Source organism: Microcystis sp. Msp_OC_L_20101000_S702 (assembly GCF_007095705.1).
Lineage (GTDB): Bacteria > Cyanobacteriota > Cyanobacteriia > Cyanobacteriales > Microcystaceae > Microcystis > Microcystis ichthyoblabe_A.
The window spans coordinates 1-13,575 of sequence record NZ_SFBO01000009.1; the positions used below are offsets into that span (position 1 = coordinate 1).

Annotated in this window: 12 protein-coding genes and 2 pseudogenes; 4 read left to right on the top strand and 10 right to left on the bottom strand. The window is 43.8% G+C overall.

The genetic code is table 11. From position 1 onward, the window contains the following. Window positions 1-167: 167 nt before the first annotated feature. Window positions 168-254 (bottom strand): DUF4351 domain-containing protein, encoded by an 87-nt coding sequence (locus tag EWV60_RS00705; RefSeq protein WP_223210794.1) that lies wholly within the window; start codon window positions 252-254, stop codon window positions 168-170. Window positions 255-543: 289 nt separating this feature from the next. Here EWV60_RS00705 and EWV60_RS00710 point away from each other — a divergent pair, with 289 nt between their 5' ends. Then, complete coding sequence (locus tag EWV60_RS00710; protein ID WP_002776296.1) at window positions 544-1,887, top strand: adenylosuccinate synthase; 1,344 nt, start codon at window positions 544-546, stop codon at window positions 1,885-1,887. 27 nt (window positions 1,888-1,914) lie between these two features. Beyond that, window positions 1,915-2,472, top strand: coding sequence for a 50S ribosomal protein L25/general stress protein Ctc (locus EWV60_RS00715; RefSeq protein ID WP_002781534.1), 558 nt, complete (start codon window positions 1,915-1,917; stop codon window positions 2,470-2,472). A gap of 99 nt (window positions 2,473-2,571) precedes the next feature. Here EWV60_RS00715 and EWV60_RS00720 read toward each other — a convergent pair. Further along, window positions 2,572-2,733, bottom strand: a pseudogene (locus EWV60_RS00720) (IS630 family transposase); the annotation flags it as partial. 461 nt (window positions 2,734-3,194) lie between these two features. Here EWV60_RS00720 and EWV60_RS00725 point away from each other — a divergent pair. Beyond that, the gene (locus tag EWV60_RS00725; protein WP_002737160.1) at window positions 3,195-3,485 is read left to right on the top strand and encodes a DUF3082 domain-containing protein; all 291 of its coding nucleotides are present in this window, start codon (window positions 3,195-3,197) and stop codon (window positions 3,483-3,485) included. Between the two features lie 95 nt (window positions 3,486-3,580). Here the strand turns inward: EWV60_RS00725 and EWV60_RS00730 are convergent, their stop codons facing one another. From EWV60_RS00730 to hslO, 6 genes are all read right to left on the bottom strand, one after another. Next, complete coding sequence (locus tag EWV60_RS00730) at window positions 3,581-5,230, bottom strand: alpha/beta hydrolase (protein ID WP_287230246.1); 1,650 nt, start codon at window positions 5,228-5,230, stop codon at window positions 3,581-3,583. Between the two features lie 200 nt (window positions 5,231-5,430). Beyond that, on the bottom strand, window positions 5,431-7,074 hold the full coding sequence (locus EWV60_RS00735; RefSeq protein ID WP_287230247.1) for a Ppx/GppA phosphatase family protein: 1,644 nt from the start codon (window positions 7,072-7,074) through the stop codon (window positions 5,431-5,433). A gap of 105 nt (window positions 7,075-7,179) precedes the next feature. Continuing rightward, window positions 7,180-8,391, bottom strand: coding sequence for a pentapeptide repeat-containing protein (locus EWV60_RS00740; protein WP_287230249.1), 1,212 nt, complete (start codon window positions 8,389-8,391; stop codon window positions 7,180-7,182). A gap of 348 nt (window positions 8,392-8,739) precedes the next feature. Further along, window positions 8,740-8,877 (bottom strand): hypothetical protein, encoded by a 138-nt coding sequence (locus EWV60_RS00745; protein ID WP_287230251.1) that lies wholly within the window; start codon window positions 8,875-8,877, stop codon window positions 8,740-8,742. Between the two features lie 214 nt (window positions 8,878-9,091). Further along, window positions 9,092-11,047, bottom strand: coding sequence for a hypothetical protein (locus tag EWV60_RS00750; RefSeq protein ID WP_024969758.1), 1,956 nt, complete (start codon window positions 11,045-11,047; stop codon window positions 9,092-9,094). 63 nt (window positions 11,048-11,110) lie between these two features. Continuing rightward, a complete protein-coding gene (gene hslO, locus EWV60_RS00755; RefSeq protein ID WP_002735233.1) occupies window positions 11,111-12,025 on the bottom strand; it encodes an Hsp33 family molecular chaperone HslO in 915 nt (304 codons plus the stop codon). Between the two features lie 84 nt (window positions 12,026-12,109). On the opposite strand from hslO, the gene EWV60_RS00760 reads away from it, so the two are divergent. Further along, window positions 12,110-12,493: a hypothetical protein gene (locus EWV60_RS00760; protein WP_002737184.1), complete on the top strand. Its 384-nt coding sequence runs from the start codon at window positions 12,110-12,112 to the stop codon at window positions 12,491-12,493. Between the two features lie 124 nt (window positions 12,494-12,617). On the opposite strand, the gene EWV60_RS00765 is transcribed toward EWV60_RS00760, so the two are convergent. After that, window positions 12,618-13,238, bottom strand: coding sequence for a pilus assembly FimT family protein (locus tag EWV60_RS00765; protein WP_016517065.1), 621 nt, complete (start codon window positions 13,236-13,238; stop codon window positions 12,618-12,620). Further along, window positions 13,216-13,467: pseudogene (locus EWV60_RS00770) on the bottom strand (type 4 pilin); the annotation flags it as partial. The gene EWV60_RS00765 and the pseudogene EWV60_RS00770, both read right to left, overlap by 23 nt. Between the last annotated feature and the right edge of the window lie 108 nt (window positions 13,468-13,575).

Below are 13,575 nucleotides of genomic sequence, written 5' to 3' on the forward strand. Positions count from 1 at the left end.
TCTTCCGTGAATTCTAGGTTAATCATGTTTTTAATGAGTGCTTTGCTTCTAATTATGACTCTTGAACTATATTATTGTCTTTGAGTAAAAAATGCAAGTTATAACCGTGCAAAGTATATTATGTCATCTTCCCAGTCCCAACCAAATAGTTTTAACACCAGGTTCACCTACAGAAGCGATCGCACCCATTCCTCTAAATCTCCCGCTTTGGTAAAATCCAACAAAGCTTCTCCTAAAGCTTCCAGTTGATTAATTGAGAGAGATTAAATTTGCGATCGCCTCTTATTCCAGAAAACGGGTTTCTTTGAGAAACCCGTTTTCTATGGATCTTGAGGCAGAGGGACTAAAGTCTCGCGGCATGGTTTCCCTTGGAAAAAGAACGCTGCCCCAGGGCAGAGCAACAAGAAAAAGGTAAATAGGGTGAATAAACGTGGTGAAGGACGACGAAATAAAGCCATAACTAAATCAATAATGCTCTTGACAAAATATCTATCCAGTGTGGATAATGGTAGTTTGTGTGAACTTTAGCTAGACTAAAATACCTTGGCTAACGTTATTGTAATCGGCGCTCAGTGGGGCGACGAAGGAAAAGGAAAAATCACGGATCTGCTGAGTCGATCGGCGGATGTGGTGGTGCGTTCTCAAGGTGGCGTAAATGCGGGTCATACCGTCGTCGTCGATGAACAAACGTTCAAACTCCATCTAATTCCCTCTGGTATTCTCTACCCGGATACGGAATGTATAATCGGCTCTGGAACAGTCATAGATCCCTCGGTGTTACTCAAAGAGATGGCGCAATTACACGCCCTCAATGTTACTACCGACAATCTCTATATCTCGCAAACGGCTCATGTCACTATGCCCTATCACCGGCTGCTCGATCAAGCATCCGAGGAAAAACGGGGGAAATATAAAATCGGCACCACGGGAAGGGGTATCGGCCCCACCTATGCCGACAAATCCGAGCGCATCGGTATTCGAGTCATCGACTTGATCAATACCGAGAATCTGCAGCAAAAACTAGAATGGACGATCAATTATAAAAACGTCATTTTAGAAAAGTTATATAACTTACCGCCTTTAGATCCGAAGACGGTGATCGAGGAATATCTAGAATATGCCGAGAAACTGCGTCCCCATGTGGTCGATAGTTCCTTAAAAATCTACGAAGCAATCCGCAAGCGTAAGAATATTCTTTTTGAAGGGGCCCAAGGCACCCTACTCGACCTCGATCACGGAACCTATCCCTACGTTACCTCCTCCAATCCGATCGCCGGGGGTGCTTGTGTGGGTTCTGGCATCGGTCCGACGGTAATCGATCGAGTGATCGGTGTGGCCAAAGCTTACACCACTAGGGTAGGTGAAGGTCCATTTCCGACGGAATTAGAGGGGGATGTCGAGCAGTTATTATGCGATCGTGGGGCGGAATTCGGGACCACCACCGGCCGCCGTCGTCGCTGCGGTTGGTTTGACGCGGTTATCGGTCGTTACGCAGTGCGAATCAATGGTTTAGACTGTCTAGCGATCACTAAATTAGATGTTCTCGATACCCTAGAGGAAATCAAAGTCTGTGTCGCCTACCAATTGGACGGCAAAACCTGTCGCCATTTACCCAGTAGTGCGGTGGAATTCGCCCGTTGTCAACCGATTTACCGAACGATGCCGGGGTGGCAACAACCCACCAGCGCTTGTCGGAGTCTGGAAGACTTGCCCAAACAGGCCCTCGATTATCTAAAATTCCTAGGGGCGATCATGGAAGTACCGATCGCTATTATCTCCCTAGGAGCTAGTCGCGACCAAACTATTATCGTTGAAGATCCCATTCACGGACCCAAACGCGCTCTTTTGGACGAAAATGGCTCGCCTTGGGATAATTACGAATTTTAAATCATTGCTAAAGAGGATTAGTCAACTATGCAAGTTAGCGTTGAATGTCAAAAAAGACCCGAAAATATTAACCCCAGGGCTCTACGTCGTCAGGGTTTGATCCCGGCGGTTCTCTATGGCCATAACGGCACGGAATCGGTTTCCCTCGTGGTGGGAGAAAAAGCGGCCTTAACCCTGCTTAAAAAGGCCTCGGTGAATAATACCCTGGTGGATGTCAATGTTCCGGAAATGCCTTGGACGGGAAAAGCTTTGATCCAAGAGGTACAATCTCATCCCTGGAAAAGAAATCTCTATCACCTCAGTTTCTTCTCGGTGTCTGCCCACGGTAAGCTCGATATCGTCGTTCCGATTAAAGCCATAGGAGAAGCGATCGGAACCAAACAGGGCGGTTTAATCGAACAGTTCGTTAACGAAGTTAATGTCTCCTGTATTGCTGATAATATCCCGGAAGTGATCGAATTTGATGTTTCGGGCATCGGTGTGGGGCAATCCCTGCTCGTGGGTGATTTAAAAATGCCGGAAGGGGTGACTTTAAAAGATGATCCCCATACCACCGTTTTTGCCATTGTTGCCGCTAAAAGATAAATTCAGTGATCAGTGATCAGTCATCAGCAAATCATATTTCATTATTTACTGTTTACTGGTTACTGCTCCGCAGCTCTGGCACTCCCATCTACTGGGGGTTTATATACTTTGGACGTTCATAATCTGAGATTTATTAAACTTCTGAAATCCTAGAGTAAGCAAGGAATCCAGTTGTTTTTTATGTTTCAGATCGGCATCATTCAGGCATCCATAAATAGCTGAAGAAAAGTCAGAAAAGTTTTCATAATAGGCTGATTCAAGTCTGAATTGCATCACTGTCTGATCTACCTTCATAAGACCTCTTGTAAAAATCAAAAATTGTTGTTAGGGTTATGAGTCAGTAGTCAGTAGTCAGGAAAATTGAGAATGAATAATAATCAATTAAATGATCTATTTACAGATTTGATGCCATTTAATCCTTATTTTTGACGTTTTTGAACCCTCAAAAATTAATTATGCAAGAGGTTTAATTAGGGGTTGCTGAATAAATCTAAAACCCTTGTTGGATAAGACTTTTAGACTTTTTTTCCCTCAAAAAGTGCCAGCTATTGGAGTGATCGGGGGTAAAATTCCAGGACTTTTTCCCTGAAAATTAGGTAACTGACCCCCTCAAAATCCGTAAAACCCCACACCCCACACCCCACACCCTACCCCCACGAAAAACTTTTTCAGCAAACCCTAATTAAAATTTAACCCGGGCAGTATTTGAGGAATAAAAAGTAATGACCACAGAATTAGAAACCAAAAAAGTTACTCCTACTCGCTGTTTAGTTGGCGCGGCAATTTCGGCAGCATTGGGGACAATTCTCTATTATCTCACGGCAGCGATCGGTCATTCTTTTTACTCAAAACCAATGGTTGCTCACAGTCCGATCGCCTTGAGAATTGGCAGTGCTGTCCGAACTTTAGTTTTTGGTTTAGCTTCTCTAGGAACCTTTATTTTTGTTTTTGTCACCATTGGTTTAATTCTTTTGGCTATCCAATTACTACTTAAACGCCCTCAACAAACATAAATTATGAATTATGAATTATGAATTGGGAGTAGGAGGTGGTAATTTTTTTCAGTGATCAGTTAACTGATAACTGATAACTGATCACTGATCACTGATTAACGGACATTTTGAGCAACAAAATCTTTGATCAGTTGTTCTAAAGCAGCCGAGGAAGCGCGGGTAATCAGAAAACATCTAAACTCCTGGCCTTGACTGAGATATTGGGAATAGGCCGCCTGTAAAAAAGGTTTATAGCTGGGGTTTTTGCGAATATAGACCTCAAAAAAGGCCAAAGATAGGGAATGGGCGTAACTATCGATCAGATATGGTGCTGGCAGGGTAAGATCGGCTATGGATTCGATCGCTTCGTTAATTCCCGCATCTAGTACCGAAAAGTCAACGTGAGCTTGACCTTCAATCAGAGCTAAATATTTATTTTCGGTTTTGAGCAGGGGAAAAGAGCGCACCTGTTCAAAAATAGCGGGGGTAGCCGGATCGTAGGTTCCTGCCGCCACAAAAGTGGGAATTTCGATTTTAGCCAGTCCTTTAGCCCCAAAAATACTCCAATTAAACGGATTAACCGCAAAAATCGCTTTGATTCTCGGATCGCGAAAGTTGTATTCTTCCCGGGGTAAATCCAAAGCACGACACTGCAGCAAGAGGGAGACATTGAGAAAAGCCAATCTTCTTTGACAGTCCCGTTGTAGATTCTCGAAATCGATTGTCGCTCCACCCACAGCTAAGGCTGTATAACCGCCGAAGGAATGTCCACCAACTCCCACATTATCTAAATCTAATTGCCCCTGAAATTCCCCCGCGTTGCGTCTTTGCAATTCATCGATCACAAAAGATATGTCCAATGGACGATCGACAAATTCGTTGGTATAAAAAACCGTCCGCGATAAACCGGCGAGCAGATTCTGCACCTGTAGGGTATCACTGCCGGGGTGTTGGGGCATGGCGACGAGATAACCGTAACTAGCCAAGTGTTCCGCTTGTCGGACAAAATCTTCAGGACGAGAAGCTAAACCGTGGGAAAAGACAATAACGGGGGTTTTCTGGGTTAATTGCCCCTTGGGTTTGACAATAATTAGATAAAGTTTCCTCTGACGACGGCTATCGGTTAAATCCAGCCGCATCTGTTCCACTTGTTGCGGTCCGGGTTGTCGGGGGTCGGTCATGGCGGTAAAATTAATTTCACCGGCCTTTTTAGCTTCTTCTAAGGATAATTGCGCCACCTTTTCCGTAAATACCGTGGTGGCTTTCAGGACGACATCGATCGCCCGGGCTAATCTTTGCACTTTTGTCACATCAATCTGCATATTAGTGGGCAGATTACGCAGCAGGCTAAGAATAGTTACCCCTTCCGGTTCAAAAGCTGATTTAACTAGGGCAGAACGCAGGGCAAATTTACCATTAATACCCCCTTGAATGGTGATCAGTTCCCCTAAAAGGTTGAGAATATCTTCCCCCATTCTGGTGTTAAAAAAGCGCGAGATCAGGACGGGATTAATTTCTTTACTTGTGGTTAAAGCTTGGCGAAATTCTTTTTGTTGTTCCGCAGTCGTATTACCTAAATATTGTCTTAGATTAGCGTCAATTCTGCCAGTTTTGGCAAACTTTTCTAGGGAACTAATTTCTAGGGTACGACTAAAGGGCGCTAAGATAAAAGTGATTCTCTCGGCCGAGAGGACAGGGAAGCTAGTCAGTATTGTTCCTAAGCAACCAAGAGCGATCGAGCGGCTGATTTTGGCTAATTGCAACAAGTTTTTCGGCTCCTTTTCTTTCTGCGTTCCTATTCCCTCTGGATTATAACAGTAACTTCGCAGTTTTTAACTGTTTTCCTGCTTGACTATCAACAAAAATTATCAATTTGCCACGGTCGATAATCTTGACCTAGAATAACGGGTAACAAGTCTCGAAAATTCCAATCTTGCCGATTTCAAGCTACTCATCGCTCATGATTTCAGGGTAAAAATGCCAAAGTTGCCACTACTTTCACCCCAAATTCTTCCTCAAAAACGGGTTTTTTATAGTCTAAACTCCACAATTCTAAAGCACAATCATCTTCAGCATTATTAGGAAAAAGATGCAGATGTAGGGTTCTATATTCGGGATCGTACTTACATTCAATCTTTTTAATCGCTCCTATTTGTCGTCGATCTAAAGCCACGGCCAAGCGCAGTATAGCACTTAGATGTCTGACCATATACTGATAGTATTCCGTTAATTTCATAAAATCATCGTGTCTTTTCTTCGGCTTACTTTTACGGTGATAACGAGCGATATTAGCGATAACTTCTAACTCTATTTCTGTATAGCCCAACAGTTCACCATTGCGAATTAAATAATAGGAATGTTTATGATGGGCAGCATGACTAACATATAAACCACTATTATGTAAAATTGCCGCCGCCCATAATAGATCTTTAGCCTCCTGATTCCAAGAATGTAATTGTGCTTGGGTTTGCTCGAACAAAGACAAGGAAAATGTCGCTATTCTCTCGGCCGATTCTAAATTAACTTGATACTTTTTCGCTATTTTCAAGACACTGCGCTGACGGATTTCACTCTGATAAAGTAACCGATTATCAATTAAACCGTGGGTCAGCATCCAATCGACGATTACCCCTTCTCGCAGGGCCCTTTCACAGAGAACTAACTTATCAACATCTAACATGGTCATCGCTTCCAAAAGCACGATCGAACCAGCTAGAATTATCTCGGCCCGTTTATCGGACATCCCCAGAATTGCCAGTCTTTGGTGATAGTCCAAACTGGCGAAACGTTTAACCAATTCTCTGACATCTTTACGGGTTAATTGATAGCCATTTAAAGGATTGGGAATTTCCCCCAATTTCTCCAAAGCATGGATAGTCATCAAAGTTTCGATCGTCCCAGAAGTTCCCACTAAACGCGGCACTTCTCCCACCTGTAAATGATGTTTAATTTCCTCTACTGCCCGCTCCAACATTCCCCGGGTGTATGCCCTTAAATAGGCTAATTCTGTGGTACTAATGGGATCGGTGGTGATCAAATCTTGGGTCAAACGCACAGCCCCGATTTTGGTACTACTAAGAAAGCGAATTTCTTGGCTATCAGCTAAGATTAATTCTGTGGAACCACCACCGATATCGATAATAATATGGGCTTGATTTTGGAAATCCATTCCCGAGACGACACCGAGATAAATCCGGCGCGCTTCCTCCTGTCCAGAGATGAGATTTACAGAAATACCGACTTCTTTCTCGATTAAAGCCAAAAATTCGTCACCGTTGGCTGCTTCCCGGGTGGCGCTGGTGGCCACGGCGATAATCTGATCCGCATGGAGACTAATAGCCAGATCGTGACAGCGTTTTAAAGCCGCGATCGCTCTTTCCATGGCCGCTAGGGTTAATTTACCAGTTTTCCTATCTCGATCGCCCAGACGGACTGTATCCTTTTCTCTGGCAATAATCGTAAAAGCGGGTAAAGACGGTTCAATTTTCACCACTACCATGTGAACCGAATTCGTACCAATATCGATCGCCGCTAGGATTTGGACATCGGGGACTTTTGCCAGGGGCGCTAGTCCCCAATTGGGTGTAACTTGATTAGAAATATTCACCATCGCTTATCAGTGATCAGTTACCAGTCGGGGGATAGGTGTTAAGGCTGGTCTTATTATCCCTCTAATTGTCCGCCTCGGCGCGGCAATTTTAGCTTTGTATAGCATTCATTCGTCAATATACAATTTTCGCTGCTCCAGGGCCAATTGCTGGAATTCCCCTTCCCCAAATTCTCCCTGCTTGGGACGGCGCTCTTGGTCGGACTCGACTAAATAGATATAATCACAATCAACCCCTTCTAAATTGGTATTTTCGGCGATTTTCCAAGCTTCGATACAAGCGCCCGTCAGGGTGGCTGCCTGTAAATTGGCTCTCATCACGTTACTATGGGCTAAATTTGCCCCTTCTAGATTAGCGTAGGCTAAATTTGCCTCGCTGAAATTTGCCCTAGTGAGATTGGCATTTTTGAAGTTAAACCCGTAAAGATTCAGTCCACGAAAATTATAGCCAATATAAGCTTTATTTTCCCCTTGACCAGTAACGAGAAGATTTCTCATCGCCACTTCGGCTAAAATTGTCTTTTCCCAACGCGCTCGATCGATGCCCGATACCAGATAAAATCGAGTTCTAGTTAAATCTTTTGCTCTTAAATCAGTGGCTTTTAACTGCGCTCCCGTGAAATCCGCTTCTTTAAGATTTGCGCCGCAAAAATTTGTACCTTTACTGGCTAAAAAAGCAATTGCTATCGATTTCGTGATTGTTTGTCTCGATTCTTCTAGGGACAACCAAGCCAGATAAGCGGTGAATAAAGTACCACAAACCCCAACAATCAAAGCTATAGAAAAAGTTCGATTCATCACGGCTATTCCTGCTAATGCTCCCTGAAAAGCCAAGATAATTACTGTCAATAAAGTTAAAATTAAGCTGATGGAAATTGCTAGGATAAAACTTGTTGATTGACCAGAAATCAAGGATAAAACTAAGGGTAATCCCCCAACTCGCTGACGATAAAATCTTCCATAAATTAGGGATAAAATCGTGATTATCACCGCACCAATGATTTTAAATTCGGTTACATCTGTCACCAGCATTAAAGCTAGATAATACCCAGTTAATCCCCACAGATAGCCGCAGAAAGCCGCTATTAACCAAGAAATTAAGATTAATTGTAGCCGACCGCGCTTTAGTAATCCTGCCCTAGCCTCGGTAAATTTAGTTCCCTCTAAAATAGCCCCTTGAAAATTAGTACCACGCAGATCTGCTTGACTAAAATTAGCCCCCGATAAATTCTGTCCGCGAAAACACTGTCCTTTTAATTTTACTCCTTTAAAATTGCGTTTCCCTTTGGCATATAAATCCAGTACCTCACTTGCTTTCATAAGACCTCTTACAGAAATCAAAAATCGTTTTTAGGGTTAGGCTTCGGCCGTGAGCTCAGCCGAACGGAGTCAGTAGCCAGTAGTCAGTAGTCAGGAGAATTAAGAATGAATAATAATCAATTAAATGGTCTATTTAAAGATTTTGTGTTATTTAATCCTTATTATTGCTGTTTTTGAACCATGAAAAATTAATTATGCAGGAGGTTTATAGAAATTACGGAGATCTGTTTTTTGCTTGATTAATTAATTTAATTGATAAGTACCTAAGCAAAATTAATTACACATATCTAACCCCGCTCTTGCCTCTTGCCTCTTGCCTATCTTCACTAGGAAATTAATTTTGCACGACTACTTAACACCTTTTATCTTTTTAAAATTGGCTTTGGTTATTTTTTGGCAATTTATACTAATACTAAATCCATTTATTAAAAACTGATTATTTATTCCCTTTTGCATGAGTGCCTTTTGCATGAGTGCCTCTTGCATGAGTGCCTCTCCTGATAACTAGCCTGTAATCAACGGATTTAGTATAAATCGGTTTTTAATAGTGCGATGAACTCCCAAGTTATGGATTGTTTCTCCCCGCTCTCCCATACCTTGTAAACAGGATTGAGTATAATGCAGATTTAACTGGACAGACCCCTGGGGATGAGGGACTTTTTTAGGGGTAATCCACGGCAAAAACAGCCTCTAAAACTGATTATTGACCCGGACTTGGTGTTTCTATCGGGGACTCTGGAGAAAGGGGAGTCGATTCAACTATTGGTGGTGGGGCCGGCGGTTGGAGAATATTGCGCCAGCCTTGCATTTGGGAGCGAGCCGAACTGTAGGCGGTACTTTCCCGGGATACGGATTCAGCAAGGCGAATAGCTTCCAGATAACGGCCATTATTAGCTTGGGCCGTGGCTAAAGACAAAAGCTGATAACTCCAACGTTCCAGCAATTCAGTCCGTTGCACACCTGCGTCGGTTTGAGTGGAAATATTGGTAACTAAAGCAATCGCTCGGGTTAAACCCTCTGCGCTTCCCGTCGCCGCTAATTGATTAGCCTGTTGGAGATTTTGACGGGCCCGCAACTCTCGGCGCCAACGACGGATATTTTGGGAAGCTTCCGAGGAAAGAGTGCGACCGGGGGGAATTTGATTGGCAGTTTCGATCGCTGTGCTATAGTCTTTGAGATTGGCCAAAGCTTGAGCCTGATCTAAAATGGGTTGATCCTCCATGCGTTCAATCCGCGCTTGCCAGTCGCGAATTTCCCGTTGAGCATCTCGGTATAAGGCCCGATTCTTGCCAATAGCCCGGGCCTGAATAATAGCACTACTGAGGGAATTAATATCGCCGGGGATAGCGATTTCCCGCGCCCGTTCTAAAATCGGCCGGTCTTCAATCACTTGTATTTGACGATTCCAAGAGCCAATTTCCTGCTGTGCTTGCGACCAGAGGGGATTATTACGGGGGACCTCTCCCGCTTTCGCGATAGCGGCGCTATACTGCTCGATTGTACCTGCTTGTGCTAAATCTCTAGCCTCGGACAGTATTTTTAGATCCTGTACCTGTAACTGCCAGCGCTCCTTCATAGCTAGGGCCGTTTGATGGAGGGGTCGAGAAGCGTCAATTTGTTCTAGTCCCAGTATGCCGGCTTCTAATCCGTCCACCGTGCCGGTTTCCGCATCTAAGGCCGCTTCCGACAAGAGAGACCAATCGGTGACATCTGCTTTAATTTTGAGGTCTTTGGGGGTTTGGTTAGCCAAATCCCGGAGAGCTTGCCATTGCTTCCGCTCAATTAATCTTTCGGCGTATTCTTTTAGTTTATCCTCGGTTTTCGCGATTAATTTTTGTGCCTCCTGATAGGCATAACTGCTGGCTGGAATTTTTCTAGCTTCTTCGATGACTTTGAACCAATTGTTGAGACCGCCCCGGGCAAAGAGATTAAAGGCATTATCTAATTTACTGCTATCTTCCCGGGCGACGGTAATTTTAGCGATCGCTTCATTATACTTAACCGTTGCCCAATATTCGTTATTTAAGTTCAATAAATCCACTGCCAGACGGAAAGATTGATTCCAGTTGGAAGCGCGGAGATTTTCCTCTAGTTTGCTTAATATCTCGTTGCCTTCCGTCCAAGTTTCTTGCCACTTAGCGATTCTTTCTTCAATAATTGCCGCTACTGCCATATTATTGGGGATTTGACGAGCTTTAGCGATTGCCTGCTTTAAATTTCCCGCTTGATAGTCTTTTTCGGCCAAATTCAGTATATCTCGCGCCCATTCTTCCACCTGTTGATTGACTTGCGATCGCAAGGGATGGTCTTCGGGTAAAGCTTCCACCAGGGCAATGGCTTCGAGTAAACCTGCCACGGTGCGACTATCGGCGGAAAGTTGAGCGCAGTAGAGACGCAGGGAGGCAGAAGCGATAGGCCAGAAGATTTTTGGGCAATTGGGCGACTTCTGCATATTTAATAACTGCCAAGTGGCGAGAAAGCCAACACCGCCAAAGACCACCACAAATAAAGCCGCCCAAACTTTCCAAGTGAAACGATGCTGGTATCGAGACCAAAAGAGAAAAAGAAAAGACTTAGTTTTCTCTGGCCAACGAGTCAGGGGGTCAATCGATTCTCGTTTGACTAGATTTTCGGTTAATTCTTTTCCTTTAGACATTCACAACTCCCCGGCAGATATTTTAGATAGATTTTACCTTAATGGCGCTTATTGCCCAACTTCTCAGCAAGATTCAGCCTGTAGAGACTCGACTAATTCGATTAATTGTCTCTCGTTGGCATTATACACTTCCCGACAAAACTCACAGACGGCTTCCGCTTGTTTATCTTTTTCGATGATGTCTTTTAATTCATCGACCCCGAGGAATTTTAAAGCTCCTAGGGCCCGTTCAAAAGAGCAGCTACAATCAAAACGCAGCATCTGCACAGCCGGAAAAATTTCTAGACCCATATCTCCGAGAAGTTCCTGAAAAATATCTTCTAGTCCTTTTCCTGCGCGTAAAAGGGGCGTAAATCCCGTTAATTTTCGCAATCTCGACTCTAAACGAGCCACTAAGACCTCATCCCGGGCTGCTTCTTTAGAGAGAACTTGTAATAAAATTCCCCCGGCTGCCGTTACTCCTGTGGTTGTACCGACAAAAACCCCCACTTGCAAAGCGGAGGGAATTTGTTCCGATTGGTCTAGATAGTAGGCGATATCTTCCCCCACTTCCCCAGAAACTATCTCGACGATGCTTTCTTGAAGTTCATTTCTCCCCTCGCCTTTTTCTTCGCGTAAGACTCGCACATAACCCTTGTTACCCACCGCGCGACCCACATCTAATTTACCCTTAGCATTGGGGAGTAATTCCACTTGGGGATAGTCCACATAACCGCGCACCGTGCCATCGAGTCCGGCATCAACCAAAACACCGCCCAGGGGACCATCGCCTTTAATGCGAATATTGATCCTAGAACCGGGTTTTTTTAAACTGGAAGCCAAGAGTAAAGCCGATGCCATCGTGCGACCGAGAGCAGCGCTGGCTACGTTAGATAATTGATGTCTTTGGCGAGCTTCTTCGGTTAAACGGGTGGTAATCACTCCTACTACTCTAATTCCCCCATCGGCGGCCGTGGCGCGGATTAATTTATCTGCCATACTACTTACTGTTATCCTTGGAAAACGCTGTCCCGATTTTTAGTTATTCTTTAACTAACTTAACAAAAATTATCAGACAATCATATGTTCGGCAATTTTCAACAAAGTCAGCTGCGTATCGAAATCTCGGCCAGTGAACAGGCTATCGGGGATAGTTTGCTCAAAACTGCTCATCTCCGTCAATGGCTGTGGCCGCAAATGCTCTCACCCAATCTACCCGATAAATTAGAGGAAGGTTTGACTTTTACCTCTTGGTTAGGTTTAATCCCCGTACAACATCAGGTTTTATTGGCCAATGACCAGTGTTTACGCTTGCTTTTGAGTCAAGGTATCGATGGCTATCACGAATGGTATTGGGGCGATGGTTGGTTACAATCGCGGTTAGAAGGCATTTCTCTCCTTCCCCTCAATCTCGGTCAAACTCTCAGTTTATTGAAATTACGACTATTTTTGAGCAATCAAAAGTAATGAGTAATCAGTAATCAGTAATCAGTAATCAGTCAACTAAAAACTCACATCTGGTAACTCACATCTGATAACTCACATTTGGTAACTGATAACTGATAACTCACACCTGATAACTGATAACTGATTAGGGTTGAGTTCCATCGAGACGGATTTCACATTGACGAGCATCGAGGTTAGTTAGAGAAGTTCCAGTATAAGTGCCTTGTTTAACTATTCCTAGCAGAGAAGCGATAACTATACATTTTTTTTCTTGGTTGGGATAGGGGGCAGCGGAGGCATCGGCGGCGGGATATAATACGATTATCGCTCGGTTTTGTGGCGGATCAAAGGTTAACCTCGGCACATGACCCCGAAAGGAAAACTGTACCCCCGGAGTGCCGCCCTGGAGAGGAAAATTCTTCACCACCATAAATATTTCCTCCGGCAGATTTAGGGAACTCGCATTAGTATTAGTCGCCACTAAACAACCCGGTTCACTGGCAGTTATTTGCCGGTAAACCGTGGGATTATTGCCAGTACCGTTGGTAAATTTAATCGTGCAACTTTTCCCTCGACGGATAGCTTGTCTTTGGGCATCCTCTAGAGCTAATTGTATAGCATCGGTGGCTTGTTGGACTCTATTGCTATTCAACCACGCTAATAAATTAGGTCCGGTTAAGGCGGCAAGAATTCCCGCAATTGCCAAAGCTACCAAAATTTCTAACAGGGTAAAACCCTGATTTTTATGGACATTTAAACGACGCATCGGGAATCACCTCAACAGAACTTTTGGCAAGAAATTTTCCTTCTTCTTCGTTTCTTTCGTCTCTTTCTTGAGTTTGATAGTCACTAGCTATTTCACCATCAGCTAACTTCACCTTATACTCTATACGAAGGCGATGGGGATGGGCGGACTGGGCTGCTTCATCCTCAGGAAAAGTTCGATAGAGAGAATAGTTTTTACGGACAAATGATCTTGTCCCTACTATACTTTGCACGGTTATAACTTGCATTTTTTACTCAAAGACAATAATATAGTTCAAGAGTCATAATTAGAAGCAAAGCACTCATTAAAAACATGATTAACCTAGAATTCACGGAAG